The organism is Subtercola sp. YIM 133946 (assembly GCF_036553535.1).
Classification (GTDB): Bacteria; Actinomycetota; Actinomycetes; order Actinomycetales; family Microbacteriaceae; genus Subtercola.
Map to the genome: position 1 here is coordinate 256,245 of NZ_JAZHPE010000045.1, position 24,956 is coordinate 281,200.

Below are 24,956 nucleotides of genomic sequence, written 5' to 3' on the forward strand. Positions count from 1 at the left end.
GCGATGGGCGTCTGGCCGTCAGGCCAGGCGGTCCATCGCCTGCAGCACGTCGACGGCCGAGCTCAGGCCGGAGGTGACGCGTTCGGGCTGCCCCGAGTCGCGCATCTCGCTCGAGAACTCGCGGCGACCGACGACGAACCACAGCCCCTGGGCGGGAACGGTGCCTTCGTTCACGTACATGTGCGGGCGCACCGAGTCGAAGCTCAGCGAGTCGCCCGGCCGCACCGTGAAGGTGTCGAAGTCGAGCCGAACGGTCAGCTCGCCCGAGAGCAGGTAGGCGTACTCGACGCCGCTGTGCCGCATCATGCGGCCCTCGATCGAGCTCGAGGCACCGGGTTCGTAGGTCACGAGCAGAGGATCGACCGAGCCGTCGCGGCTCGCGGCGAGCCGCTCCCAGCGCACGCCGTTCTCCATCTCGAGCACCGGATTGTCGCTGCCGTGCTGCACCGGGCCGCCCGCGGGTGCCGCCGGTGTCTCGTGCGCGGCGGCCTGTCTGGGCTCGCTGGGCGGCACGGTCGCCGTCGGTGGCGGGGTCGCCGTGCCCGACCCGGTGGCGCTGCCGGCCATCAGGTCGTCGAACGAGATGCCGAGGTGGTTCACGAGGGCGTACAGCGTGCTCACCGAGGGCTGCGTCTTGCCGGTCTCGACCTGTGAGATGAGGCTCGCTGACACTCCGACCGCGGTGGCCACGCTGCGGAGACTGATGCCCTGGGCAATGCGTGCAGCACGCAGGCGGGGGCCGATGTCGTCGGTGATGATCAGACTCCTTGCTCCTACAGTGTGCACGATTCGTCCGTGTCCATCTGTAAAGCACGAGTATACGAGGAGTTTCGCCGAGTTTTTCGTCTTTTCATGGGTGCATGTTCAGGAAGTGTGTTGCTATGCTGAACACGCTGGCAAGCATTACTGAACATGCCGAAAGGGAAACGAATCAATGGCGAATCGTATGCAAGACAAAGTTGTGGTCATCACGGGGGCCGCCAGCGGCATGGGACTTGGCTTCGCTAAAGCTCTTGCCGCCGAGGGTGCCGCAATTGTCGTGGCCGACCTGAACGCCGAGGCGGCAGACACCGCCGCACGCAGCATCGTGGCCGAGGGCCAGCGTGCGCTGGGGGTGCAGGCCAACGTCGCCGTGCGCGAAGACGTGCAGCGGGTGGTGCAGGCCGCGGTCGCCGAATTCGGTCGCATCGACGTGTGGTTCAACAACGCCGGCTTCAACAAGCCGATGCAGTTTCTCGACGTCACCGAAGACAACTGGCGCTCGATCATGGAGGTCAACGCGCTCGGCGTGCTGATCGGCACCCAGGAGGCGGCGAAGCAGTTCATCGCCCAGGGTGGCGGCGGCAAGATCATCAACACCACCTCGATGGCCGGCCGTGAGGGATTTCCGGCCTTCGCCCCGTACTCCGCCTCGAAGGCCGCCGTCATCTCGCTCACGCAGTCAGCCGCGAAGGCGCTCGCCCCGCACGACGTCACCGTGAACGCGTTCGCTCCCGGGGTGGTCGACACCCCGCTCTGGGTGAAGCTCGACGGCGACCTGCTCGAGATCGGTGAGAGCACGCAGGCCGGGCAGGCGATGAACGAGTTCTCCGCCGGCATCATCCGCGGCCGCACCGCCCAGGTGGGCGACATCGTCGGAACGGCGCTCTACCTCGCCTCCTCCGACTCCGACTACCTCACCGCCCAGGTGATCATGATCGACGGCGGGATGGTTCTCGTATGAGCACGACACCCTTCAGCATCGCTACGTCGGCCACGGCGACGCGCGGCACCAACGCTGTCGACTGGGAGCAGCGTGTCGACTTCGACCGCCTGCGAACCGAACGCCTGGCGCGGTTGAAAGACGAGCTGAACCGGTCAGACGTCGGTGCGGTGCTGGCGTTCGACTTCTCGAACATCCGCTACATGACCTCGACCCACATCGGCACCTGGGCGATGGACAAGCTGATCAGGTTCAGTCTGCTCACCCGCAACAGCGACCCGATCATGTGGGACTTCGGCTCGGCGGCCAAGCATCACTCGCTCTTCAACCCCTGGCTCGACACGACGACGGCCGAGGCTGACGCCGACCCGCACGCTCCGCACCACGGCGCCGTGCGTCCGCGTGCCGAGAGCGGGTCGCGGGCCGGCATCTCCACCCTGCGCGGGGCGTTCAACCCCGACGCCGAGATCGCCGACAAGGTCGCCGCGAAGATCAAGCGTGAGCTCGAGAAGTTCGGTGTCGCCAACGAGCCCCTCGGCGTGGACGTCATCGAGTTGCCTGTGCTGTTCGCGCTGCAGAAGGCGGGCATCCAGGTCGTCGACGGCCAGCAGATCTTCATGGAGGCCCGCCGCATCAAGACCTTCGACGAGATCTCGCTGCTCACGCAGGCTGCCTCGATGGTCGATGCCGCGTACGAAGACCTCTACGAATTCCTGAAGCCGGGCGTCAAAGAGAACGAGTGCGTCGGCCTGGTCTCGAAGAAGCTCTACGACCTCGGTTCTGAATACGTCGAGGGCGTCAACGCGATCTCGGGCGAGCGGTGCTCGCCGCATCCGCATGTGTTCTCCGACCGGCTCATCCGGCCCGGCGATCCCGCCTTCTTCGACATTCTGCACAGCTACAACGGCTACCGCACCTGCTACTACCGCACCTTCGCGGTCGGCTCGGCGAGTTCTGCGCAGAACGACGCCTACATCCGGGCCCGCGAGTACATGGACCGCGCGATCGCACTGGTTCGCCCCGGCGCGACCACGGCCGACATCGTCTCGGTGTGGCCGACCGCCCAGGAGTTCGGATTCGCCGACGAAGAGGCAGCCTTCGCGTTGCAGTACGGCCACGGTGTCGGCCTCTCCATCTGGGAGAAGCCGATCTTCTCGCGCCTCGTGTCGCTCGACCACCCAGAAGAACTCAAAGAGGGCATGGTCTTCGCCCTCGAGACCTACTGGCCGTCGGCCGACGGCATCGGCGCCGCGCGCATCGAAGAAGAGGTGATCGTGACCGCCACCGGCTGCCAGGTGATCACCAAGTTCCCGGCCGAAGACCTGCTGGTCGCCGGCAAGCGGTACTTCAACGTCGGCGGCGTGCTGCCCACCCTGCGCGACTCGCAGTCGAACCTGAACACCGCGGCGGGTCGCGGCGAGCCCGGCGCATGAGTTCCGAGTCGGCGACCACGCCGCTCGGGTTCGTGGGCCTCGGCTCGATGGGCGCCGCCATCGCGGGCAACCTGATCGAGCACGGCTACGCCCCGGTGGTCTGGAACAGGTCGCAGGGACCTGTCGAGGCACTGGTCGAGAAGGGCGCCACGCGCGCCGATTCCATCGGCGCCGCCTTCGAGACCGGCACCGTGTTCTCCATGCTCTCCAACGAGTCGGTGATCTTCGACCTGTTCGACGAGGCGACGCTCGCCGCGGCGCCCGCCGGTGCCGTGCACGTCGACATGGCGACGATCGGGGCGAGTGCTGCGACCCGGCTGGCCGCGATGCACGCTGCCGCCGGTGTCGGCTACGTCGCCGCTCCGGTGCTCGGCCGCCCTCCCGCGGCGGCATCGGGCGCCCTGACGATTCTGGCCGCCGGCGACCCCGCCCTCGTCGACCGGGTGCGCCCAGTGCTCGACGTGATCGGCCGCCGCGTATGGGACTTCGGCGCCGACCCCTCGGTGGCGAACGTCGTGAAGATCGGCATGAACTACCTGCTCATCCACGCCATCCAGGCCATGAGCGAGTCGATCACGCTGATGGAGAGCCGGGGCATCGACACCGAGCTGTTCGTCGAGCTGCTGGGCGACAGCTTCTTCCCCGGACTGGTCTACACCGGGTACGGCTCGGCCATCGCCACTCGCACCTATTCGCCCGCCGCCTTCACGACCGAACTCGGGTTCAAAGACCTGATGCTGGCGCTCGACGCCGCGAAGGGTTCCGGAGTCTCGTTCCCCTCAGAGAGCATGCTGCGCGGTGTGTTCGAGTCGGCGCTGTCAGAGGGCCAGGCCGAGCTCGACTGGGCCTCGATCGCCGAGGTCACCCGACGGCGCCAGGCCCACTGACCGTACGTCCCACGTCTTTTGCAAAGGAGCAAGAAATGAGAGCTGCCGTCTTTCATGCGGCCCACGACCTGCGGGTCGACACCGTCAGCGATCCGGGTGAGGTCGGGCCCGGACAGGTGCTGCTGAAGCCGTTCTGGTGCGGGGTCTGCGGCACCGACCTGCACGAGTACGCGATGGGCCCCATCGTGATTCCGAGCACGCCGCACGCGCTGACCGGGGCGACCGCTCCGCAGATTCTGGGCCACGAGTTCTCGGGCGAGGTGCTCGAGGTGGGCGCCGGCGTGACGAACGTGAAGGCAGGTGACCGCGTGTCGGTCATGCCGCTGCTGTTCTGCGGCCAGTGCTACTACTGTCGCCGCGGGCTCAATCATCTGTGCCAGCGGATGGCCGCCATCGGGCTCAGCTACGCCTGGGGCGGCATCGCCGAACTCGCCGTGGTGCCCGCCGACCACGTGAGCGTTCTGCCCGACTCGGTCGACGATGTGCAGGGTGCGCTCATCGAGCCGGGAGCCGTCGCCGCGTACGGCGTCGACACCGCCGGGGTGCGCCCGGGCGACAACGTGCTCATCACGGGCGCGGGGCCCATCGGCGCCCTCGCTGCGCTCTACGCCTCGTCGATCGGTGCCAACGTGTTCATCTCCGAGGTGAACCCGTTCCGTGCCGAGTTCGCCCGCGGCCTCGATGTGGGCGAGGTGCTCGATCCGTCGAGCATCGACGTGCCGGCCTACCTCAAAGACTCCCTCGAGGGCGTCGGGGTGGATGCCGCGGTCGAGTGCTCGGGCAACGAACGAGCCCTGCAGGCCGCCCTGGCCTCGGTTCGCTCGGCGGGCCGCATCGCCCAGACCGGCCTGCACACCCGGCCGGCCGCGATCGACCCGATGGTGCTCTCTGAGCACGACATCACCCTGGCCGGCACCTGGTGCTACCCGGTCACCGACTGGCCGCGCATCATCGACCTCGTCGCCCGCGGGCTCTACCCCGTCGAGAAGGTCGTCTCGACCCAGATTCCGCTCGACGACGTGGTGGCCGGCTTCGACACCCTTTTCTCGCCCAGCGGCGACCAGCTCAAAGTGCTCATCCGGGCTTACTGACATCGTCCGAGCCCCCTGAAACAGGAGATCCACAGACATGAAAGCGTTGCAATTCGTCGAACAGGACGACGCGCAGGTGCGCGGCCTCGATGTGCCCGCGATCGCGGCCGACGAGGTTCTGATCGCGGCCCGCCGGGTCGGGGTGTGCCACTCCGACATCGACCTGCTAGAGGGCCGGTACATCATCCCGTTCTCGTACCCCATCATTCCGGGTCACGAGTGGTCGGGAGAGGTTGCCGCCGTCGGCTCCGACGTGACCGACTTCGCCGTCGGCGACCGGGTCGTGGGGGAGTGCGTCATCGGCGACGACCACTTCGGCTTCTCCATCTCGGGTGCCGCCGCCGAGTACTTCGTCGCGAAGCCGGCGTGGCTGCACCGCCTGCCCGACGAGCTCGACTGGGCCGCGGGCGCCCTGGTCGAGCCGTTCAGCGTGGCGTACAACGCCCTGCTGCGCGCCGGCAACGTCGACGCCAGCGACGTGCTCGTCGTGCTCGGCGCCGGCCCGATCGGCCTGGCTGCGACAGCCGCGGCGGCAGCACTCGGGGCGACGACGATCGTCGTCGAGCCGACCGAGGAGCGCCGCCGCATCGCGCGCCAGCTCGGGGCGACTGAGGCCGTGCATCCCGACGAGGCTCAGGCCACCGTCGACCGCCTCTCGGGCTCACGGGGCGCCGATGTGGTCATCGAGTGCAGCGGCCACCCCGCAGTGATGGCGATCGCGCTGGAACTCGCCGGCTTCCGCGCGCGTGTGGCGTACGTCGGCATCGATGTCGGCCGCTCGGCCACCGCTCAGCTCGGCCTCATCCAGTCGAAAGAACTGTCGATCACCGGATCGATCGGCAGCCCCGGTGTCTGGCCGCAGACTCTGCGCTTTCTCGCCAAGAGCGGCATCGACCTCTCGCCGCTGATCACGCACGTGTTCGGTGTCGACGAGGCCCTCGACGCGCTCGCGACGGCACACCTCAAAGAGGGCGTCATCAAGGCCCAGATCGAGCTGTCGGCCGCGGCGCCGGTGGCCCAGGCCTAGTCGCCACCGCGCCGGGGCCCGCCCCGTCGGTCAGGGGATGATCCGCGCCGCCCGATAGCGTTCGACCTTGTCGAAGAAGCTGTCGGGCGTGCTGCGGAACCCCTGGAACCCGAGCTGCCGACTCTTGTTCATGCTCGTGAAGCACTCCAGGTTGCGGCCGAGGTCGCTGTCGGTGTGCCACCAGCTCGCCAGTCGCGCGACGTCATGCTCGACGAGGTCGTAGCGGGCGGCGATCTCTGCCCACTGCCGTGACGCGTCGCCCATTCGCTCTGACAGCGGTGCGGGCTCGCCTTCGAAGCCCCGCCACGGCACATCGAAGTGCCGGGCGATGCGCGGCCACAGCGTGCGCCAGCGAAAGACGTCGCCGTTGGCGATGTTGAAGGCCTCGTTGCGGCCCGCCGGGTCGGTGGATGCCCACACCAACTGTTCGGCGATCAGGTCGGAGTCGGTGACGTCGGTCACGCCGTTCCACTGCGTCGCCGATCCCGGAAAACGGAAGGTCTCGCCCGATTCGCGGCAGAGGGTGGCATAGACCGACAGCGTCAGCGCCATGTTCATCGCGTTGCCGACGGCGAAGCCGAACACGGTGTGCGCGCGGTGCACGCTCCAGGTATAGCCGTACCGGGCGGCGCCCGTGAACAGTTCGTCTTCCTGGGCATAGTAGAAGTTCGGGCTGTCGAGTCGCGGCTCGTCCTCGCTGAACGGCGTGTCGGCCATGACGCCGGTCGCGTAGTTGTCGAACGGCCCGAGGTAGTGCTTCAGCCCGGTCAGCAGGGCGACGTGCCGAAGGGTGCCACCGGCCGCGGCGGAGCGGATCGCGTTCTGCACAAGGGCGCCGTTCACCTCGATGTTCAGCGCTTCGGTCGGCTGGCGCATCCACGCGGTGATGAACAGCAGCTCGGGCTCGAGACCCGCCAGCGCGGCGTCGAGGCCGGCGCCGTCGAGCAGGTCTGCCGCGATCGGCGTGACGCCCGGCACGGGGGCGTTCAGCGAACGCGAGATGCCGTAGGTGTCGAAGCCCCTCTCGACCAGCAGGCGGGTGAGGGCTTGGCCCGCGATTCCGGTGGCTCCGACCACCACTGCGCGGCGGGGAGCGTTCTGTGTCGACATGGTTCGGCCTTTCGTTCGAGTGTTCACCTAAAACATACAGGTGGGATGGATCGGGTCAGCGCGTGCAGTTATACTCAACAGTGCAGCGCGGCGACGAAGCCGTGCCAGGCGAAAGGACACAGCGATGACAGTCGGAAGCACGATTTCGGGAACCTTCAGCTGATGCGCGCCGCGGTCTACCACGGAGCCCACGACATCCGCGTCACCGACGTCGAGACCCCCACCAGGGCGCCCGGCTCGGTGCTGATCAAGATCACCCGCTCGGGCCTGTGCGGCACCGACGCGACGGAGTGGTCGGTCGGCCCCAAGATCTTTCCCGTCACCACCCCGCACCGCGTCACCGGCCACATGGGCCCCATGATTCTCGGCCACGAGTTCATCGGCGAGGTCGTCGAGGCCGACGCCGACAGCGGCTTCGCCCCCGGCGACCGGGTCGCCAGTGGTGCCGGCGTGTGGTGCGGCGAGTGCGCGCGCTGCCTCGAGGGCCGCACGAACATGTGCGACCGGTACTACACCTACGGTCTCACCACCGACGGCGGCATGGCCGGCTACATCGCCACCGAGTCGAAGAACCTCGCCCGCATCCCCGACGGGCTCTCTGACGACTACGCCGGCCTGGCGCAGCCGTTGGCGGTGGGCATCCACGCCGCCCGTCGCTCGGGCACGCACGACGGCGACCGCGTCGTGATCATCGGCGCCGGCGCCATCGCGTCGTTCGTGCTGGCCGGCCTGGGGCACCTGGTCGACGCCGAGATTCTGGTCGTCGAGTTCGCCGGCCCCAAGCAGGATCGCGTCCGCCGCTTCGGCGCCGATCACGTGGTGTCGCCCGGCGACACCCTCTACGACGACGTGCTCGCGGCCTTCGGCGGTGTACGACCCGACGTGGTGATCGAGGCCAGCGGGGCGCCCGGCCAGCTGGCCACCGCTGTCTCGCTGGTGCGCGACGGCGGCCGGGTGCTGGCCGTCGGCCTGCCGAAGGCGAAGCCCGAGCTCGACATCCACTCGGTCGTCTTTCGCGAGATCACCATCGATTCGAGCCTCGCCCATGTCTGCGACACCGATCTGGGCCCCGCGCTCGAGATTCTCGCCGAAGGTGTGGTCGGCCCTGAACTGCTCGAGGCTGTCGTGCCGCTCGAAGACCTGCCGGCGCAGCTCGAGCGACTCGCCTCGGGCAAGCTCGAGGGCAAGGTGCTCATCGATCCCTGGGCCTGAGGCCCACGCGCGGGCCCGGCGGTGACGCTCGGGCCCGCGCCGGTCGATCGGCCCGGGCCGTGGCACGGGGCGTGGTCGATTGCGTCGGGCTGCCATCACTGGGTGGTGTAGCCGCCGTCGATCACCAGTTCGGCACCGGTCATGAAGCTCGACTCGTCGCTGGCCAGAAAGAGGGCGCCGTTCGCGATCTCGCGCGCGGTGCCCAGCCGGCCCAGCGGCGTCTGAGCAACCACGCCCGCGGTGATGTCGGCATCCTGCGCCGCAATCAGCGGGGTGTCGATGATGCCGGGGTGAATCGAGTTCGACCGGATGCCGTCACACGCGTACGACAGCGCGAGGTTCTTCGACAGCAGCCGCACCGCCCCCTTCGACGCCGTGTAGGCGGCGACCCCCGCCGCGCCGGCGATGCCCCAGATCGACGACGTGTTGATGATCGAGCCGCCGCCGGCCGCCTTCATGACGGGAACGACCGTGCGCGCGCCGTAGAAGACGCCGTTGAGGTTGACGTCGAGCACCCTCTTCCAGGCCTCGAGCGGAATGCTGTCGATCGGCTCGTACGACCCGACGAGACCGGCGTTGTTGAAGAGCACATCGATGCGCTGGTGCGTCGCCACGATGTCGGCCACGACGGTCTTCCACGCGTCTTCGTCTGTCACGTCGAGCTGTGCGAACGTGATCGCGTCGGAGTCGAACGCCTCGTCGAGCGACAGGTCGGCCGCGTAGACCGTGGCGCCCTCCGCCGCGAAGAGTTCTGCCGTCGCGCGGCCGATACCTCGGGTTCCGCCGGTGACGAGCGCCACCTTGTTCTGCAGCCTCATTGCTGTCCCTTCGATGATTTATTACGAGTACACAGTTGGATACGATGAATGTCAAGTAAGAGTGTACAGAGCTGTACGCAGAGGGAGTGACATGACTGACGCCGCACGAGACGAGCTTCTCGCCACCTGCTGGACCCACGCCGGCTACGCCGGACCGGGCTGGGCCGACGAGACGAGCCCTCGATCGATGATCGACCGAGTCGAGGCGATCGCCCAGACCGGCTGGAGCGGCATCGGCATCGTCGTCGCCGACCTCGTGGCGGTCAGACAGACGATGGGCTTCGCCGAGCTGCGCCGCCTCATCGAGTCGAACGGCCTGGCCTACACCGAGATCGAGATTCTGGGCGACTGGTGGGCCACCGGCGAGCCCCGGCGGGTGTCTGACGGCTACCGCGAGCTGTTCGTCGAAGCGGCGGCCGAGCTCGGCGCCCGCCACCTCAAGGTCGGCGGCTCGATGACCGACGAGCCCGAGCACCAGCTGCTCGTCGACGAGTTCGGCGCACTGTGCGACGACTTCGCTGCGGTGGGCACGAAGGTGGCGCTCGAACCGTTTCCGTTCTCGAACTTCACCACGGTGCCGATCGGCGCGCGGTTCATCGACGAGGTGAACAATGCCAACGGCGGCCTGTGTGTCGACGCCTGGCACATCTTCAGAACCGAGACGACGCTGGATGAGGTCGCCGCCGTGCTGCGGCCCGAGATCGTGTTCGCTGTCGAGCTCGACGACGCCAGGGGGCCCATCGTGCCCCGCTCGGAGCTGTTCGCCGACACGATCGACAACCGCCTTCTGCCCGGCGAGGGCGAGTGGGATCTGCCGGCCTTCGTGCGTGTCATGCGACAGGTCGGCTTCACTGGGCCCTGGGGCGTCGAGATCATCTCGCACGAGCACCGCGCCCGCGAACTCGTCGACGGCCTCGAGGTGGCCCGCGACGCCGCGTACCGTGTGCTCGAGGCAGGCCGGTAGAGAGCGCCGGCGAGGTGGCCGGGTATGAGAGAGTGCGGAGAGCCTCCCGGGGAGACTCTCCGCACTCGTCGACGTAGCGGGCGGTTGGGCGCGCCTCAGCCCAGGCTCTCTGCCTCGGGCTTGTCGGTTCCGTTCGGCACGAAGTGCGGTTCGCCGCCGGGCGGGTAGGCCGTGTATCCGGTCTTGTCCTTCGGCATGTAGCTGATGGCGAAGGCGAGCGCCCGGAATCCCTCGTCACCCTGCGTGCGGATGCTGTGGATCTGGTTGCGCGGAATGCGGATCAGGTTGCCCGGCGAGACTTCCTGTTCCTCATCACCGACCCGCATCACGGCTGTACCGCGCAGCAGGTAGTAGAACTCATCGGTGTCGTGCGAGTGCGGCTCGAGGGCGGCACCGGCGGCGAGCTCGAACTCGTCGATGAATTCCATGTAGCCGCCCTCTGTCTCGTCACGCAGTTCTTCTTTGTCGAAGAAGAACCACGAACGGCAGGTTCCGCCGTGCTCGAGCATGGTGGGTACGTTGGTGTCTTTGACGATCATGGTGTTTCCTTTCGCAGTTGTCGTCGGGTCAGAGGGTCGCGCGAACGGTGCCGCCGTCGACGCCCAGGGTGCTGCCGGTGGTGAAGGCAGCCAGGTCGGAAGCCAGGAACAGGATGGCGTTGGCCACCTCTTCTGCGGTGCCCATACGACCGAGCGGAATGCCGCGGTCTTCGATGAAGGCCTGCACGGCCGCGTCGCCGGTGGTGCCGTACGCCGCCTCGAGGTTCTTGATCCATCCGCTGTTCGGGTCACTCCAGAACGGTGTCCAGATGGGGCCGGGGGCGACGTTGTTGACTCGCACGCGGGGGGCGTACGCGCGCGCCAGCGACTTGGCCACGCTCGCCACGGCCGCCTTGGAGGCCGCATAGTCGACGATGGTGTCTTCGGCCTGGCGGGAGAGATCGGATGTCGTGTTGACGACTGCGCCCTTGCCCGCCTTGTACATGAGCGGAACCATCGCCCGGCAGATGCGCACCATCGAGAAGAAGTTGAGCTCGAAGGTGCGGTGGAAGTCGTCGTCTGACAGTTCTTCGAACGTCTTCAGGCGGCCGGCGCCGACGTTGTTCACCAGGATGTCGGGTGCGCCGCCCAGGATGCGCAGCCCCTCGTCGATGGCGTGCGCCACTCCGTCGGCGGTCGACAGGTCTGCCCGCACCGCCGTGACCTGCTCGCCGGCTCCGCCTTCCTCGATGTACTGCTGCAGCACGTCGTACTCGATGTCGACGGCGACCACGCGTGCCCCCTCGGCGACGAACGCCTCGACGGTCGCCCTGCCGATGCCTGTAGCCGAGCCGGTGATGAACACCGTGCTGCCTGATAATCCGAAATCTGCCATGATCAGCCTCCTTGTTGACTGGCGTTGTTCACCAATGATAAACACGAGCGTCGCGTCAGGTACACACTGGATGGCCTAAGGCTAGCGAGAAATCGCGGATCATCCCGTGGAAATCGATTCGTTATCGTTCAGAGCTTGTATAGTGACGCTCAATATGTAAAGTTTAGTTCGACAGTGTGATTGCACACTGCGCTTTGCATCGAATGTGGCAATGATGTCCTGCATCATGCGCTATTCACAAGGGAGTGAAATGAAAGGCAGAATTAAGAGAGCCGGTCTCGGTGTTCTCGTAGTTGCAAGCCTTGTCGGTCTGGCCGCGTGTTCCAGCGGCGGATCCGGCGGAGGCACGACTGCATCGGCTGAGGCTATTCCCGATTCCGTGAATCTCCACGGCGAGAAGGTCGTGTCGCTGTTCACCAGCATGAACAACGACTACTACGCCAGCTGGGCCCAGGGCGCACAGCGTGCGGTCGAGGCGTTCGGCGGCACCTATGTCGGCCTCACCAACGAGGGCGACCCCGGCACGGAGCTCTCGCAGTTCCAGCAGCAGGTCGACGCCGGAGCGAAGATCATCTTCATCACGGCCCCCGACCCCTCGAACGTGCCGGCCATGGCGAAGATCGCGCAAGACAACGGCGTGTGCTTCGCGAACACGTGGGAGCAGCCGGCCTGGACCTCACCCTTCGACAGCGGTGACCAGTACGTGTCGTACCTGACCCCCGACTCCGAGCAGGTCGCCTACACCGTCGCCACCGCCCTCTTCAAGAAGATGGGCGGCAAGGGCAACGTCGTGCACCTCACCGGCCACCCCGGTTCGACTCCCGACATGCTGCGCAACGCCGGCTTCAACCGCGCGCTCGCAGAGAACCCGGGCATCACCGTCATCGCAGAACAGCCCGGTGAGTGGGACCGCGACAAGGCCCGTCAGGCCATGGCCGGTATCATCACGCAGGTCGGCGTCGACAAGATCCAGGGCATCTTCGGCCAGAACGACGACGTCGGAATCGGTGCGCTCAACGCGATGACCGAGGCCGGTGTCTCGACTGACGACCTGCCTCCCATCACCGGTATCGACGGCAACCTGAGCACCATGCAGCTCATCCAGGCCGGGCAGATGTTCGGCAGCTACTCGGGTATTCCGCAGTACCAGGCCGGCTTCAGCTTCGTGCAGGCTCTCGACTACTGCAAGGGTGCCACCGTCAACCCGCTGAACCGCATGCTCAACACGGGCGGTATCTTCGTCACCAAAGACAACGTGGACAGCTACATCAACACGTACACCGGCGACAACAACCCGTACGACTGGATCCTGATGAGCAAGGTCGCCCACCCGACCGACTGGGATCCGCAGGGTGAGATCAAGACGATCGACATGGAGAAGATGTGGACCCTGCTCGAACCCAAGCCCGCAGGCTGGACAGCTCCTCCGGCGTATGCAGCAGAGGTACCCAACCGGGCGACCGTCGACGCTGAATGGGCCGATCACTGGAAGACCGTCAAACCCTAGCTCGACACGCGGCTGAATCCATCGTTCCTGCCGGGGCCTGAGACTCCTCTCGGGCCCCGGCGGGAGTGGCGGATGCGCCGCTCGAGACGAGGCGCGCCACTGGCAGCCCTCGATGACCCTGGTCCGTAACACTCACACCGAAAGTCACGTCGTGAAACCCAAGTTCAATCCTCTGCGCTGGGCCGGAGGCATCCTTCTGCCCATCGCGGCCATCATTCTCCTCGTCGTGGTGTTCTCGTTGCTCGCGCCGAGCTTCTTCCAATTCAGCACCCTCATCGGCGTGGCCCGCGAGTCGTCGGTGCTGCTCGTCGTGGCCATCGGCATGACGTTCGTGGTTCTGATGGGCAGCATCGACCTGTCGGTCGGCTCGACCGTGACCCTGTCGGCGCTCGTGGCCGCATCGATCGCCCAGCACGGCAACTGGATTCTCGCGATTCTCGCCGGCCTCGGCGTCGGCATCGCGGTGGGGCTCGTCAACGGCTTCATCTTCGCCTTCATAAAAGTGCCGAGCTTCCTGACCACCCTGGGCATCAGCCTCGTCGTCACCGGTGTCGGCCTCTGGTTCGTGAACGGCCGCCCCATCCAGGTGTTCGACAAGGGCTTCACCACGATCTCCCAGGGCAAATTCCTGGGCGAGCTGCCCCTGATCGCCGTGTGGGCGCTCATTCTCTGGATCATCTTCGCCTTCGTGGGCCAGAAGACCCGCTTCGGCCGGTACACCTTCGCCATCGGTGGAGCTGAGGCCGTCAGTGGCCTTGCGGGCATCCCGATCCGCCGCATGAAGCTCTGGGTCATGGTGCTCTCGGGCGCGCTGGCCGCTGCCGCGGGCATCCTGCTCGCCTCCCGCGTCGGCGCAGCGACGCCCGGCATGGGTGACAAGCTCACGCTCGACTCGATCGCGGCCGTGGTCATCGGCGGTACCGCCATCACCGGTGGTGTCGGCGGCGTTCACCGCACCATTCTCGGTGTGCTGGTGATGACCGTGCTCAGCGTCGGCCTGAACACCCTCGGCGTGCAGCCCTACCTGCAGCAGATCGTGCAGGGTGGTGTCGTGGTCATCGCGGTCGCCCTCACGCTCGACCGCTCCAAGCTCAGCGTCATCAAGTAAGAGGAGATCACCATGTCAGATGCGACGGTGACCGCCACGGCGCCGCTCTTCGAGGCCCGCAACCTGACGAAGAGCTTCGGCCCCGTCAAAGCGGTGCGTTCGGTGTCGATCGACGTTCGGGTCGGTGAGGTGCTCGGCCTGGTCGGCGAGAATGGCGCCGGCAAGTCGACGCTGCTCAACATGATCAGCGGCACCCTGCAGCCCGACGAGGGCGAACTGCTGCTGCGCGGCGATGCTCTGCAGATGCGCACGTATCAGGAGTCGACGCACAAGGGCATCTTCCGCATCTTCCAGCACCAGGCGCTCGTGCCGAACCTCTCGGTGGCGGCGAACGTCTTTCTGGCGCAGGAGCAGCGGTTCTCACGCTTCGGCGTGCTCGACTCCAAGCGCATGCGGCGCCTCACGCAGGACATCTTCGACGAGTTGTCGATCGACCTGCGCACCGACGTCGAACTGAGCACGCTCAAGTTCGCCGAGCGCCAGGTCGTCGAGATCGTGCGCTCTCTTGCCCAGGCGCGGCTGCTGGGCATCGAGCATCCGGTCATTCTGTACGACGAGCCGACCAGTGCGTTGTCGCGTGAGCAGATCGAGTTCTTCTTCGGGTTCGTGCGCAAGATCCAGCCCTCTGCGGCCCAGGTCTTCGTCTCGCACCGCCTCGAAGAGATCATCGAACTGTGCGACCGGATGATCGTGCTGAAAGACGGCGAGGTCGTCAGCGTTCAAGACGATCCGCACGCACTGTCTGAGACGCAGATCCACGAGTTGATGGTGGGTCGAAAGGCCGAGGCGTACAACCGGAGCCACCACGTCGACTACTCCCTGACTCCGCGACTGGAGATCGAAGGGTTCACCGGCGAGGGCTTCCACGACGTCTCGCTCAAGGTCTTCCCCGGCGAGGTGCTCGGCGTCGCCGGCGTCGTCGGTTCGGGCAAGTCAGACCTCGGCCGCTCGGTCTTCGAGCTCGGCGAGACCGCGACCGGCCGCATCGTGATTGACGGTGACGAACCGAAGCACGACGGTTCGCGCGCCGGTATCAGGGCGAAGATCGGCTACGTACCGACCGAGCGTCACAAAGACGGCGTGGTGCTCGGCATGTCGGTGGCGCACAACCTCTCGCTGCCTGAGATCGGCGCCGCCATCGGTTCACCGGTCATCAACGCCCGCACCGAGCGCGGCAACACCCAGACCGCCATCAAAGAGCTGAACATCAAGACGCCGAGCGGCGACACTCTGATGAGCAGCCTGAGCGGCGGAAACCAGCAGAAGGTCTTGATCGCCCGCTGGACGACGCTCAAGTCGCAGTTGCTCGTGCTCGACAACCCGACCAACGGTGTCGACGTGGGTGCCAAGGCCGAGATCTACCGCATCATCGAGCGTCTCACCGAGACCGGCGTCTCGGTGCTTCTCATCAGCGACGACCTGCCCGAGATCCTGGCGCTCGCCGACCGCATCGTGGTCATGAAAGACGGGCGCATCACCTCTGCGGTCGACATCGACCCGCTCAACCCGCCGAACGAGGTCGAACTCGTCGCAGCCATGGTCTGACCAGATCGAAGACGATCTGCAGCAACGTTCAGAGAGGTTCTTGTCATGACTGACGAGCCAGTGAGAATCGGCGTGCTCGGAGCCGCCCGGATCAGCGACATGACGCTGTTCCCGCCCGCGAAAGACATCGGCGCCCGCCTGGTCGCGGTCGCCGCCCGAGACCGCGACCGAGCGGATGCGTACGCCCGCGAGCACGACTTCGAGCGGGCGGTCGACGACTACGCCGCCCTGATCGCCGACCCGGACGTCGAGCTGGTCTACAACCCGCTGCCCAACGGGCTGCACACCTCGTGGAACCTCGCTGCCCTCGATGCCGGCAAGCACGTGCTGAGCGAGAAGCCCATCACGAGCAACGCGGCCGAAGCGCGGCAGCTGCACGAGGCATCCCTCGCCCACCCTGAACTCGTCGTGTTCGACGGCCTGCACTATCGCTACCACCCGGCTTTCCGGCGTGTGCTCGAGGTGGTGCGGTCGGGTGAGATCGGCGAGGTGCAGCATGTGCGCGCGGTGATGACCGTGCCGGTGCCGAACATCTCTGACATCCGTTGGTCGTGGCCGCTCGCCGGCGGGTCGCTGATGGACCTCGGCGTGTACTGCATCGACGCCATCCGTGCCGTCTCGGCCGAGTTGGGAGGCGAGCCCACCATGGTGGCGGCCCGCACCGGGCACCTGGAGGGCACGCACGAGAACATCGACGCCTGGTCGGAGGTCGATTTCGAGTTGCCGGGCGGCGTCACCGCGGTCGCCGAGATGAACCTGCTCGGACCGCAGCACTTCGTCGTCACCGTCACCGGCTCGAAGGGCACTGTTCACCAGTCGAACCTCAGCTACGTGCACACGGATGACCGGGTGACCATCTTCACCGCCGACGGCGTTCGCGTCGAAGAGCTCGGCCGCACCAGCAGCTTCACCTACCAGATGCGTGCCGTTCGCGACGCGGTCAGGAAGGGCACGCCGTTCGTGACCACCACGGAGTCGGCCGTCGCCAACATGCAGTTCATCGATGACGCCTACGGGATGGCAGGCCTGCCGCCCCGGCCCACGTACCCGCACAGCTGACCCGCGGGTCACCTGCGCGAACCCTAGAGAAGGAGAAAGACAATGGCAGAGAACACCGGAGGACGAGTCGTCTTCATCACCGGCGCGGCCGGCGGCATCGGCAAAGTGGCCGTCGAGCGTTTCGTGTCGGAGGGCGACAAGGTCGTGCTCGCCGACCTGAGCCTCGAGGCGGTGCAGAGGGTCATCGACGACGTTCACACCCGTTACCCCGACGCCGAGATGCTGCCCCTCGAGGTAGACCAGTCGTCTGAGGAGTCGGTCAAGGCGGCCCGCGAGGCCGTCGAGGCGTGGTCGGGCAAGCTCGACGTGCTCGCCCTCATCGGCGGCACCGTTCAGGCCGTCGGCGCCTCGGTGCTCGAGCTCACCACCGAAGAGTGGGACCGCGTGCACAACACCAACCTGCGCGGCGTGTTCTTCGCCTCGCGCGAGCTCGTGCCTCTGCTGCCGCACGACGCCGGAGCGTCGGTCATCGCCATCGCCTCGTACTGGGGTCGCAGCGGTCACGCGTTCTACTCGTCGTACTGCACCTCGAAGGCCGGCGTGATCAGTTTCGTGCAGTGCCTCGCGGGCGAGCTGGCCGACTCGGGCATCCGGGTCAACGCCGTCGCCCCCGGCAACATCAACACCGGGATGCACCAGGCCGCGCTCGCGAGCGAAGCGGTCGAGCGTGGCATCTCGTTCGAGGAGATGCGCGACATCGAGTGGGCGAAGATTCCGCTGAAGGTCGCCGGCGACCCGAAGTCGATCGCTGACGCCGTGTACTTCCTGTCGACCGACAACGCTGCGTACATCACCGGCGCGACGCTCGACGTCAACGGCGGCGTGATCTTCGTATGAGCGACACCACGGGCACGAAGGGCCGGCTCGAGGGAAAGGTGGCGATCGTCACCGGTGCCGGCAGCGGCATGGGCGAGGCGATCGCGAAGCTGTTCGCGAGCGAAGGCGCCTCGGTCGCCCTCGTCGACATGTCGGAGGCGGGCGAACGGGTCGCAGACGAGATCAGGCAGGCGGGCGGAACCGCCCAGTTCTGGACGATGAACGTCACCGACGAAGCCCGCGTCGAGCAGGTCTTCGGCGAGGTGTTCGAGCGTTTCGGCGCCCTGAACATCCTGATCAACAATGCCGGTGTCGCGGGGCCGACCGAGCCGACCGACAAGGTGGCGTTCAGTGACTGGGAGACGGTGTTCCGCATCAACGCGGGTGGGCCGTTCCTATGTACCAAGCACGCGATTCCGTACCTGCGTCAGACGCCCGGACAGACGAGCATCGTCAACATGTCGTCGATCTACGCCATCATCGGCAACGCCGATGTGCCGGTGTACCACGCCACCAAGGCGGCCGTCCGCACGATGACAAAGACCGACGCCATCACGTATGCCGCTGAAGGCATACGCGTGAACGCCATTCTGCCCGGCACCATCCTGACGCCGATGAACCTCGAGAAGGCCCGGCAGAACCCCGGGTACCTCGAAGAGATGCAGGCGATCCACCCGCTCGGCACGATCGGCGAGCCGAACGACATTGCCTACGCGATGCTGTTTCTCGCCTCTGACGAGTCGAAGTTCACCACCGGCAGCGAGCTGGTCATCGACGGCGGGTTCACTGCTCAGTAACGCGCGGTTCACTCACCGAACGGGCCGTCTCCCACACCTCGGGAGTCGGCCCGTTCGTCAGCGTGGGATGAGGGTGTACTTGGTCGACAGGTACTCGTGGATGCCCTCGAGCCCGCCTTCGCGGCCGAGACCCGACTGCTTGACGCCGCCGAACGGCGCGGCCGCATTCGAGATGAGGCCGGTGTTCAGGCCCATCATTCCGGTGTCGATGCGGTCGATCATCCGCTGGCCGCGGGCGAGGTCGTCGGTGAACACGTAGCTCGCCAGCCCGTACTCGGTGTTGTTCGCCAGGGCCACCGCCTCGTCTTCGGTCTCGAACTCGACGATGGTGACGACCGGGCCGAAGATCTCGTCGCGCAGAATGTCGCTGTCGCGGGCGACAGAGGTGAGCACCGTCGGCTCGTAGAAGCTGCCGCCGGTGCCCTCGACCCGCGCGCCGCCGATGACGAGCCGGGCGCCGCGGGAGAGGGCGTCGAGCACCAGAGCGTCGGCCTTGTCGACCGCCTTGTCGTTGATCAGCGGGCCGATGTTGACGCCTTCGCCCGTGCCGCGGCCCACGATCATTGCGCCGACCCGCGTCGCGAGGCGGTCGGCGAAGGCGCCCGCCACCGACGAGTGCACGATGAACCGGTTGGCGGCGGTGCAGGCCTGCCCGGTGTTGCGGAATTTGGCGGCCACGGCGCCATCGACAGCCCTGTCGAGGTCGGCGTCGCCGAACACCACGAACGGAGCGTTGCCGCCGAGCTCCATCGACGTGCGCAGCACCGTGTCGGCGGCCTGCTTCATCAGCGAGACCCCGACGGGTGTCGAGCCGGTGAAGCTGAGCTTGCGCAGGCGCGGGTCGGCGATGATCGGGTCTGATACCTCCGCAGTGTGCGAGGTGGTCAGCACGTTCACCACCCCAGCCGGCAGACCGACCTCTTCGAGCAGGGCGACGAACATCAGGGTGGTCAGCGGGGTGAGCGCGGCCGGCTTGATGACGACGGTGCAGCCGGCGGCCAGGGCGGGCGCGATCTTGCGCGTCGCCATGGCGAGCGGAAAGTTCCAGGGCGTGATCAGAAAGCAGGGGCCGACCGGTCGCTGGCTGACCACCATCGTGCCGGTGCCCTCGGGGTTCTGGCCGTACCGCCCGCTGATGCGAACGGCCTCCTCGCTGAACCAGCGCAGGAACTCGCCGCCGTAGGCGACTTCGCCGCGCGCCTCGGCGAGCGGTTTGCCCATCTCGAGCGTCATCAGCAGTGCGAAGTCGTCGGCCCGCTCGGTGAGCAGGTCGAACGCCCGGCGCAGTATCTCGCCGCGAACACGCGGGGCGGTGGATGCCCAGCTCTGCTCAGCCGCGACGGCGGCGTCGAGCGCGGCGACGCCGTCGGCGGCGCGGGCGCTGGCGATCGTCTTGATGCGCGTTCCGGTCGACGGGTCGAAGACGTCGAGCGTCGAGCCGTCTGCGCTGTCGATCCACTTTCCGCCGATGAAGAGGCCGCTCGGCACCCGTGCGAGCAGCTCGGCCTCGCGGGCATCCGGGCTGCCGGTCGGTGCGGTGATGGTCGAGGTGCCGCTCACAGTTGTGCTCCCAGCTTGAACCCGGTGGTGACGTCGTCGGCGCGCGTGTACGAGAAGCCGTCGGCGCCGATCGTCACGTCGGCTTCGCGGTCGTCTGTGCGTGCGACGGAGTCGACGGGGTTGCCCTCGAGGTCGAGCACCGTCGAGGCGTTGGCGTACCAGCTCGGCACGACGGGTGTGCCCCACCAGTCGCGGCGCTGGTTGTCGTGCACATCCCAGGTCAGAGTGGGGTTGTCGGGGTCGCCGGTGTAGTAGTCGTGCGTGTAGATCTCGATGCGGTGGCCGTCGGGATCGAGCAGGTAGAGGTAGAACGCGTTCGAGACGCCGTGCCGGCCGGGTCCGCGCTCGATCTTGTCGCTCTGCCGAATCGCGCCGAGGTGGTCGCAGAGGTGCAGAATCTGGCTGCGCTCGTGGGTGGCGAAGGCGATGTGGTGCATGCGGGGCCCGTCGCCGCCGGTCAGGGCGACATCGTGCACGGTGGCCTTGCGGTACATCCACGCGGCGTAGACGGTCTTGTCGGAGTCTTCGATGTCTTCGCTGACTTTGAAGTTCAGGCCCTCGTAGTACGCGACGGCGGCGGGAACGTCGGGGGTGACGACGTTGAAGTGGTCGAGCCGCGAGATGGCGCCGGCGCCCTGAACGTCGTAGCGGCGGGTGAAGCGTTCGACGTGCTCGGCCTCGTAGAAGAACTCGATCGGAAAGCCGAGCGGGTCTTGGATGCGCACGGCTTCGCCGATTCCCCGGGTGAAGCCGGCGGGCTTGCGCTCGACACGCACGCCGAGGTCGGCGTAGTACGCCGCAGCGACATCGAGTTCTGCGGCCGACCGCACGCGGTAGGCGAGCACCGAGAGGGCGGGCACCGGGCCCTTTCTGAGGATGAGCGAGTGGTGCAGGTACTCCTCGAACGCCCTCAGGTAGATCGCGTTCTCGTCTTCGTCGGTGACGACGAGCCCGAGCACGCCGACGTAGAATGCGCGGGCTTCGGCCAGGTCGCTGACGATCAGCTCGGCGTAGGCGCAGCGGATGACGTCGGGCGGGGTGAGGTCGGTGGTGGGGATGGTCATGCGTGGGTCTCCTCGTCGAGAGTGTCAGGGGTGTGGGCGGCGCTCAGGCGATCGCCGTGGCGTGCGGGGCCTCGTGGGCGATCGGCGAGGCGCCGAACTTCGCGGTGTGCACGTCGCCGATCGTGATGTGCACCGCCTGCGAGTCGGTGTAGAAGTCGATGGAGCGGTACCCGCCCTCGTGGCCGAGACCCGAGGCCTTCACCCCGCCGAACGGGGTGCGCAGGTCGCGCACATTGTGCGAGTTCAGCCACACCATGCCGGCCTCGACGTTCTGGGCGAAGGTGTGGGCGCGAGTCAGGTCGGTGGTCCAGATGTACGCGGCGAGGCCGTATTTCACGCCATTGGCGAGTTCGAGCGCCTCTTCGTCGGTGTCGAAGGGGGTGATCGCCACCACGGGCCCGAAGATCTCCTCCTGAAAGATGCGGGCATCCGGTTTGACGTCGGCGAACACGGTCGGTGAGACGTAGTTGCCTTCGGGCAGGTGCTCGGGTCGACCGCCGCCGGCCAGCAGGCGCCCTTCGGTCTTGCCGATCTCGACGTAGCTCATCACCTTCGCATAGTGCTCCGGATGCACCAGGGCACCCACCTCGGTGCGGTGGTCGTGCGGGTCGCCGACGACGATGTTCGCGGCGCGGGCGGCGTAGCGCTCGAGGAACTCCTCGTAGATCGGGCGTTCGACGAGAATGCGCGAACCGGCGGTGCAGCGCTCGCCGTTCAGCGAGAACACGCCGAACAGCGTCGAGTCGATGGCCGCCTCGAGGTCGGCGTCGGCGAACACGACGGCGGGCGACTTGCCGCCGAGCTCCATCGACAGGCCCTTCAGGTTCGTGGCCGCGTTGCGGAAGATGGTCTGCCCGGTGGTGGTCTCGCCGGTGAACGAGATGAGCGGAACGCCCGGGTGCTTCACGAGGGCGTCGCCGGCCTCTTCGCCGAGGCCGTTGACGAGGTTGAAGACGCCGTCGGGCAGTCCGGCTTCACGGAAGATGCTGGCCCACAGGCTGGCCGAGAGCGGCGTGAACTCTGCCGGCTTCAGCACCACGGTGCAGCCGGAGGCCAGCGCGGGCGCGAGCTTCCAGCTCTCGAGCATGAAGGGGGTGTTCCACGGGGTGATGAGCCCGGCGACGCCGATCGGCTTGCGGTTGACGTAGTTCACCTGGGTGCCCGGCACCTTGTAGGTGTCGTCGGCCTGCGCCACGACCAGGTCGGCGAAGAAGCGGAAGTTCTCGGCCGCGCGCTTGGCCTGGCCGAGGGCCTGGGTGATGGGCAGGCCGGTGTCGAACGTCTCGAGCTCGGCGAGCCGGGCATCCTGAGCCTCGACGGCATCGGCGATGCGGTTCAGGATGCGCGACCGGGCTCTGGGGGCCAGAGTGGGCCACGGGCCGGTGGTGAACGCCTTCGTGGCGGCGGCCACGGCGAGGTCGATGTCTTCTCTCTGGCCGGCCGCGGCGGTGGCGTAGGTCTGGTTCGACACCGGGTCGAGCACGTCGAACGAGGCGCCCGAAACACTGTCGACGAACTCGCCGTCGATGAAGTGCTGAATGCGCGAGGGGAGATTCTCGGGAATGTAGTGCGAAGCCATGATCAGCTCTCTGTCGAGTGGGGGTGGGCGTGGTGGGTCGATTGGTATGCGAGCAGGGCGTTCAGTGTGCCCAGTCGGTGCTGCCGGGCCGCGATCTCGAGGTCGAGCGAGTCGTCGCCGGCCTCGATGCGGCGCAGCAGGTCTTCGTGCTCGACGACAGACTCTCGTGCCCGGCCCGGAACGAAACCGAAGACAGAATCGCGCAGAGTGTTCAGCCTGGCCCACCCCCGGTGCACGAGATCGAGGATGTGCGGGTTGGGGCAGCGCTCGTAGAGCACCGAGTGGAATTCGGTGTTGAGGGTGGTGAACCGGGTCGGATCGAAGTGCTCGAGACACTCGATCATCTGTTCGTTGATCGCCCGGGCCCGTGCGATGTCGTCGACCGTGATCGCCGGCGCCGACAGAGCGGTGGCCGCGCCCTCCACCAGGGCGAGCGTCTGCATCGTGAAGAGGTACTCCGACTCGTCGAAGAGGGCGACCTGGGCACCGATGTTGCGCTCGAACGTGATGAGTCCCTCGGCCTCGAGCCGCCGGATGGCCTCCCGAACGGGCACGACACTGATGCCCAGCTGCTTCGCGATGGGGCCGAGCACCAGGCGGAAGCCGGGTGAATACGTTCCGTCTGAGATGCGCCCCTTGATGTAGTGGTAGGCCTGTTGCGACTTGCTCTGCGAGGCGGCCGGGCCGGTGTCGTTGGCGGTGCCGGTGTCGCTGGCGGTGCCGGTGTCGCTGGCCGTGCCCTGCCCGGTCATCGGCTCTTCTGCCACTCGAGGTACCTCGCTCTCCAGTCGGCGTTCATCGGAAAGAGGCCTTCGATGGCCTCACCCGCCTCCACCCGCTCGGCGATGAACAGCTCCTGCTGCTCCTGCTCGATCGCGGCGTCGACCACCTCTTCGACCAGGGGCGGCGGGATGACCAGCAGGCCGTCGGCGTCTCCGACGATCACGTCGCCGGGTTGAACGGCCGCGCCGCCGCAGGCGATCGTCAGATCGATGTCCCACGGAACGTGCCGGCGGCCGAGCACCGCAGGGTGGGCGCCGCCGTGGTAGGTGGGAATGTCGAGACCCGAGACGATCGCGAGGTCGCGCAGGCCGCCGTCGGTAACGATGCCGGCGGCGCCGAGCACCTGTGCGCGCAGCGCGAGGATGTCGCCGATAGTTCCGCTGCCGTGCTCGCCGCGCGCCTCCATGACCAGAACGTCGTCGGGAGTCAGAGAGTCGATCACCCGCTTCTGGGCGTTGTACCCCTCTCCGTGCGCCGCGAAGAGGTCTTCGCGGTTCGGAACGTAGCGCAGCGTTCGGGCGCGGCCGACCAGCCGGGCATCCGGTTTCGTGGAGTGCAGGCCGTCGATCGACACGTTGTTCAGGCCCCGCTTGCGCAGCTGGGCGCTGAGGGTGGCCGTGGCGACGCTGTTGATCTTGGCTTTCCACTCGGGGGTGAGTTCGAAGCCGGCCGGTTCGTGCGTGGCGGCCGAGTCGGGGGCATCGGCGGTTTCGTCGGCTGCCGGTGCCGGGGGCAGGCCCGCGGCCTCCCGGCTGCCCCACGCCTCGGCCCGCTGGTCGTCGTCGACCTGGGGTGGGGCGCTGTAGGGCGGCAGCAGCGCAGTGCCCTGGGTGACCGTGGTGACCAGGCGGCCGGTGGAGGGGGAGCCGGGGGCCTGCGGAGCATCGACCTCGACCTCGACCACGTCGCCGGGCACCACGACCGACGAACCGGCAGGGGTTCCGGTGAGAATGACGTCGCCCGGTTCGAGCGTGAGCAGTTGCGAGAGGTCGGAGACCACCTGGCCGAAGCCGAAGAGCAGGGTGTCGCTGGTGTCGCTCTGGGCGAGCTCGCCGTTCACCCAGGTGCGCACGCGGAACGCACCCTGCTCGATGCCGTCGGTGTCGATGACGAACGGCCCGATCGGGGTGAAGCCGTCGCCGCCCTTGTTGCGCAGGTTCGAGCCCTTGTCGACGAGGCGCAGGTCGTAGACGCCGAAGTCGTTCGCGGCGGTCACGCCCGACACGGCGGCCCAGCCCTCCTGCGCAGTGACCCGGCGAACGGTCTGGCCGATGACCAGGGCGATCTCGCCCTCGAAGGCGAGCAGCTCGGTGTCGGCCGGGCGTTCGATCTCGCCCCCGGTGCCGGCCATCGACGAGGTGGGTTTCATGAAGTACGAAGCGAAGGCCGGGGTGCGGCCGCGCTGGGCCGCCCGCGACGGGTAGCTGAGGTGCACGGCGATGATCTTCGTCGTGCGTGCCGGGTCGAATGGCGTCAGTGTCATCGGCGTTCCTGTTCTGTCGGAAGAGACAGTATCACAG

General features: G+C 67.2%; 23 protein-coding genes. 13 read left to right on the plus strand and 10 right to left on the minus strand.

All coding sequences use genetic code 11. From position 1 onward, the window contains the following. Window positions 1-18: 18 nt before the first annotated feature. Window positions 19-786 carry a helix-turn-helix domain-containing protein gene (locus V3W46_RS15270; protein WP_331783990.1) on the minus strand — a complete coding sequence of 256 codons (768 nt, stop codon included), beginning with the start codon at window positions 784-786 and terminating at the stop codon, window positions 19-21. Between the two features lie 160 nt (window positions 787-946). Between V3W46_RS15270 and V3W46_RS15275 the strand changes: the two genes are divergently transcribed. From V3W46_RS15275 to V3W46_RS15295, 5 genes are read left to right on the plus strand one after another with little or no spacing between them, the layout of a single operon-like run. Then, entirely contained in the window at window positions 947-1,723 is a 777-nt protein-coding gene (locus tag V3W46_RS15275; RefSeq protein WP_331783991.1) for an SDR family NAD(P)-dependent oxidoreductase, read from the plus strand. Continuing rightward, entirely contained in the window at window positions 1,720-3,135 is a 1,416-nt protein-coding gene (locus V3W46_RS15280; RefSeq protein WP_331783992.1) for a M24 family metallopeptidase, read from the plus strand. Before V3W46_RS15275 ends, V3W46_RS15280 begins: the two co-directional genes overlap by 4 nt. Beyond that, window positions 3,132-4,022 (plus strand): NAD(P)-dependent oxidoreductase, encoded by an 891-nt coding sequence (locus tag V3W46_RS15285; RefSeq protein WP_331783993.1) that lies wholly within the window; start codon window positions 3,132-3,134, stop codon window positions 4,020-4,022. The genes V3W46_RS15280 and V3W46_RS15285 overlap by 4 nt, the downstream gene beginning before the upstream one ends. Window positions 4,023-4,057: 35 nt before the next feature. Then, on the plus strand, window positions 4,058-5,113 hold the full coding sequence (locus V3W46_RS15290) for a 2,3-butanediol dehydrogenase (RefSeq protein ID WP_331783994.1): 1,056 nt from the start codon (window positions 4,058-4,060) through the stop codon (window positions 5,111-5,113). A gap of 37 nt (window positions 5,114-5,150) precedes the next feature. Continuing rightward, window positions 5,151-6,140, plus strand: coding sequence for a zinc-dependent alcohol dehydrogenase (locus V3W46_RS15295; RefSeq protein WP_331783995.1), 990 nt, complete (start codon window positions 5,151-5,153; stop codon window positions 6,138-6,140). A 30-nt stretch (window positions 6,141-6,170) separates the two neighbouring features. On the opposite strand, the gene V3W46_RS15300 is transcribed toward V3W46_RS15295, so the two are convergent. Beyond that, window positions 6,171-7,250 carry an SDR family oxidoreductase gene (locus V3W46_RS15300; protein ID WP_331783996.1) on the minus strand — a complete coding sequence of 360 codons (1,080 nt, stop codon included), beginning with the start codon at window positions 7,248-7,250 and terminating at the stop codon, window positions 6,171-6,173. A gap of 162 nt (window positions 7,251-7,412) precedes the next feature. Here V3W46_RS15300 and V3W46_RS15305 point away from each other — a divergent pair, with 162 nt between their 5' ends. After that, a complete protein-coding gene (locus V3W46_RS15305; protein WP_331783997.1) occupies window positions 7,413-8,462 on the plus strand; it encodes a zinc-dependent alcohol dehydrogenase in 1,050 nt (349 codons plus the stop codon). A gap of 95 nt (window positions 8,463-8,557) precedes the next feature. Here V3W46_RS15305 and V3W46_RS15310 read toward each other — a convergent pair whose 3' ends face one another. Next, the gene (locus tag V3W46_RS15310; protein WP_331783998.1) at window positions 8,558-9,280 is read right to left on the minus strand and encodes an SDR family NAD(P)-dependent oxidoreductase; all 723 of its coding nucleotides are present in this window, start codon (window positions 9,278-9,280) and stop codon (window positions 8,558-8,560) included. 91 nt (window positions 9,281-9,371) lie between these two features. On the opposite strand from V3W46_RS15310, the gene V3W46_RS15315 reads away from it, so the two are divergent. Then, window positions 9,372-10,244 (plus strand): sugar phosphate isomerase/epimerase family protein, encoded by an 873-nt coding sequence (locus tag V3W46_RS15315; RefSeq protein ID WP_331783999.1) that lies wholly within the window; start codon window positions 9,372-9,374, stop codon window positions 10,242-10,244. Between the two features lie 95 nt (window positions 10,245-10,339). On the opposite strand, the gene V3W46_RS15320 is transcribed toward V3W46_RS15315, so the two are convergent. Both V3W46_RS15320 and V3W46_RS15325 read right to left on the minus strand, forming a co-directional pair. Then, window positions 10,340-10,783 carry a cupin domain-containing protein gene (locus V3W46_RS15320; protein WP_331784000.1) on the minus strand — a complete coding sequence of 148 codons (444 nt, stop codon included), beginning with the start codon at window positions 10,781-10,783 and terminating at the stop codon, window positions 10,340-10,342. A 28-nt stretch (window positions 10,784-10,811) separates the two neighbouring features. Further along, window positions 10,812-11,618 carry an SDR family NAD(P)-dependent oxidoreductase gene (locus V3W46_RS15325; protein WP_331784001.1) on the minus strand — a complete coding sequence of 269 codons (807 nt, stop codon included), beginning with the start codon at window positions 11,616-11,618 and terminating at the stop codon, window positions 10,812-10,814. Between the two features lie 379 nt (window positions 11,619-11,997). Between V3W46_RS15325 and V3W46_RS15330 the strand changes: the two genes are divergently transcribed. From V3W46_RS15330 to V3W46_RS15355, 6 genes are all read left to right on the plus strand, one after another. Further along, complete coding sequence (locus tag V3W46_RS15330) at window positions 11,998-13,125, plus strand: sugar ABC transporter substrate-binding protein (RefSeq protein ID WP_331784002.1); 1,128 nt, start codon at window positions 11,998-12,000, stop codon at window positions 13,123-13,125. Between the two features lie 151 nt (window positions 13,126-13,276). Further along, window positions 13,277-14,233, plus strand: a complete 957-nt coding sequence (locus V3W46_RS15335; protein WP_331784003.1) for an ABC transporter permease — start codon at window positions 13,277-13,279, stop codon at window positions 14,231-14,233. Between the two features lie 12 nt (window positions 14,234-14,245). Then, window positions 14,246-15,778, plus strand: a complete 1,533-nt coding sequence (locus V3W46_RS15340; protein WP_331784004.1) for a sugar ABC transporter ATP-binding protein — start codon at window positions 14,246-14,248, stop codon at window positions 15,776-15,778. A gap of 45 nt (window positions 15,779-15,823) precedes the next feature. After that, window positions 15,824-16,837, plus strand: a complete 1,014-nt coding sequence (locus tag V3W46_RS15345) for a Gfo/Idh/MocA family protein (protein WP_331784005.1) — start codon at window positions 15,824-15,826, stop codon at window positions 16,835-16,837. A 42-nt stretch (window positions 16,838-16,879) separates the two neighbouring features. Beyond that, complete coding sequence (locus V3W46_RS15350; RefSeq protein ID WP_331784006.1) at window positions 16,880-17,674, plus strand: SDR family NAD(P)-dependent oxidoreductase; 795 nt, start codon at window positions 16,880-16,882, stop codon at window positions 17,672-17,674. Continuing rightward, entirely contained in the window at window positions 17,671-18,450 is a 780-nt protein-coding gene (locus V3W46_RS15355; protein WP_331784007.1) for an SDR family NAD(P)-dependent oxidoreductase, read from the plus strand. The genes V3W46_RS15350 and V3W46_RS15355 overlap by 4 nt, the downstream gene beginning before the upstream one ends. A gap of 57 nt (window positions 18,451-18,507) precedes the next feature. Here V3W46_RS15355 and V3W46_RS15360 read toward each other — a convergent pair whose 3' ends face one another. Genes V3W46_RS15360 through V3W46_RS15380 form a run of 5 tightly spaced genes read right to left on the minus strand, consistent with a single transcriptional unit; the run spans window position 18,508 to window position 24,919 of the window. After that, entirely contained in the window at window positions 18,508-20,010 is a 1,503-nt protein-coding gene (locus V3W46_RS15360) for an NAD-dependent succinate-semialdehyde dehydrogenase (RefSeq protein WP_331784008.1), read from the minus strand. Further along, window positions 20,007-21,074 carry a 3,4-dihydroxyphenylacetate 2,3-dioxygenase gene (hpaD, locus tag V3W46_RS15365; protein ID WP_331784009.1) on the minus strand — a complete coding sequence of 356 codons (1,068 nt, stop codon included), beginning with the start codon at window positions 21,072-21,074 and terminating at the stop codon, window positions 20,007-20,009. The genes V3W46_RS15360 and hpaD overlap by 4 nt, the downstream gene beginning before the upstream one ends. A 43-nt stretch (window positions 21,075-21,117) precedes the next feature. Then, window positions 21,118-22,653 carry a 5-carboxymethyl-2-hydroxymuconate semialdehyde dehydrogenase gene (gene hpaE / locus V3W46_RS15370; protein WP_331784010.1) on the minus strand — a complete coding sequence of 512 codons (1,536 nt, stop codon included), beginning with the start codon at window positions 22,651-22,653 and terminating at the stop codon, window positions 21,118-21,120. A 2-nt stretch (window positions 22,654-22,655) separates the two neighbouring features. Beyond that, complete coding sequence (locus V3W46_RS15375; protein ID WP_331784011.1) at window positions 22,656-23,420, minus strand: GntR family transcriptional regulator; 765 nt, start codon at window positions 23,418-23,420, stop codon at window positions 22,656-22,658. Continuing rightward, entirely contained in the window at window positions 23,402-24,919 is a 1,518-nt protein-coding gene (locus tag V3W46_RS15380) for a fumarylacetoacetate hydrolase family protein (protein ID WP_331784012.1), read from the minus strand. The genes V3W46_RS15375 and V3W46_RS15380 overlap by 19 nt, the downstream gene beginning before the upstream one ends. Window positions 24,920-24,956 lie beyond the last annotated feature (37 nt).

Coding starts and splice junctions, on each gene's coding strand:
- V3W46_RS15275 (WP_331783991.1), top strand. CDS start 947: ATGCAAGACAAAGTTGTGGTCATCACGGGGGCCGCCAGCGGCATGGGA.
- V3W46_RS15280 (WP_331783992.1), top strand. CDS start 1,720: ATGAGCACGACACCCTTCAGCATCGCTACGTCGGCCACGGCGACGCGC.
- V3W46_RS15285 (WP_331783993.1), top strand. CDS start 3,132: ATGAGTTCCGAGTCGGCGACCACGCCGCTCGGGTTCGTGGGCCTCGGC.
- V3W46_RS15290 (WP_331783994.1), top strand. CDS start 4,058: ATGAGAGCTGCCGTCTTTCATGCGGCCCACGACCTGCGGGTCGACACC.
- V3W46_RS15295 (WP_331783995.1), top strand. CDS start 5,151: ATGAAAGCGTTGCAATTCGTCGAACAGGACGACGCGCAGGTGCGCGGC.
- V3W46_RS15300 (WP_331783996.1), bottom strand. CDS start 7,250: ATGTCGACACAGAACGCTCCCCGCCGCGCAGTGGTGGTCGGAGCCACC.
- V3W46_RS15305 (WP_331783997.1), top strand. CDS start 7,413: ATGCGCGCCGCGGTCTACCACGGAGCCCACGACATCCGCGTCACCGAC.
- V3W46_RS15310 (WP_331783998.1), bottom strand. CDS start 9,280: ATGAGGCTGCAGAACAAGGTGGCGCTCGTCACCGGCGGAACCCGAGGT.
- V3W46_RS15315 (WP_331783999.1), top strand. CDS start 9,372: ATGACTGACGCCGCACGAGACGAGCTTCTCGCCACCTGCTGGACCCAC.
- V3W46_RS15320 (WP_331784000.1), bottom strand. CDS start 10,783: ATGATCGTCAAAGACACCAACGTACCCACCATGCTCGAGCACGGCGGA.
- V3W46_RS15325 (WP_331784001.1), bottom strand. CDS start 11,618: ATGGCAGATTTCGGATTATCAGGCAGCACGGTGTTCATCACCGGCTCG.
- V3W46_RS15340 (WP_331784004.1), top strand. CDS start 14,246: ATGTCAGATGCGACGGTGACCGCCACGGCGCCGCTCTTCGAGGCCCGC.
- V3W46_RS15345 (WP_331784005.1), top strand. CDS start 15,824: ATGACTGACGAGCCAGTGAGAATCGGCGTGCTCGGAGCCGCCCGGATC.
- V3W46_RS15350 (WP_331784006.1), top strand. CDS start 16,880: ATGGCAGAGAACACCGGAGGACGAGTCGTCTTCATCACCGGCGCGGCC.
- V3W46_RS15355 (WP_331784007.1), top strand. CDS start 17,671: ATGAGCGACACCACGGGCACGAAGGGCCGGCTCGAGGGAAAGGTGGCG.
- hpaD (WP_331784009.1), bottom strand. CDS start 21,074: ATGACCATCCCCACCACCGACCTCACCCCGCCCGACGTCATCCGCTGC.
- hpaE (WP_331784010.1), bottom strand. CDS start 22,653: ATGGCTTCGCACTACATTCCCGAGAATCTCCCCTCGCGCATTCAGCAC.
- V3W46_RS15380 (WP_331784012.1), bottom strand. CDS start 24,919: ATGACACTGACGCCATTCGACCCGGCACGCACGACGAAGATCATCGCC.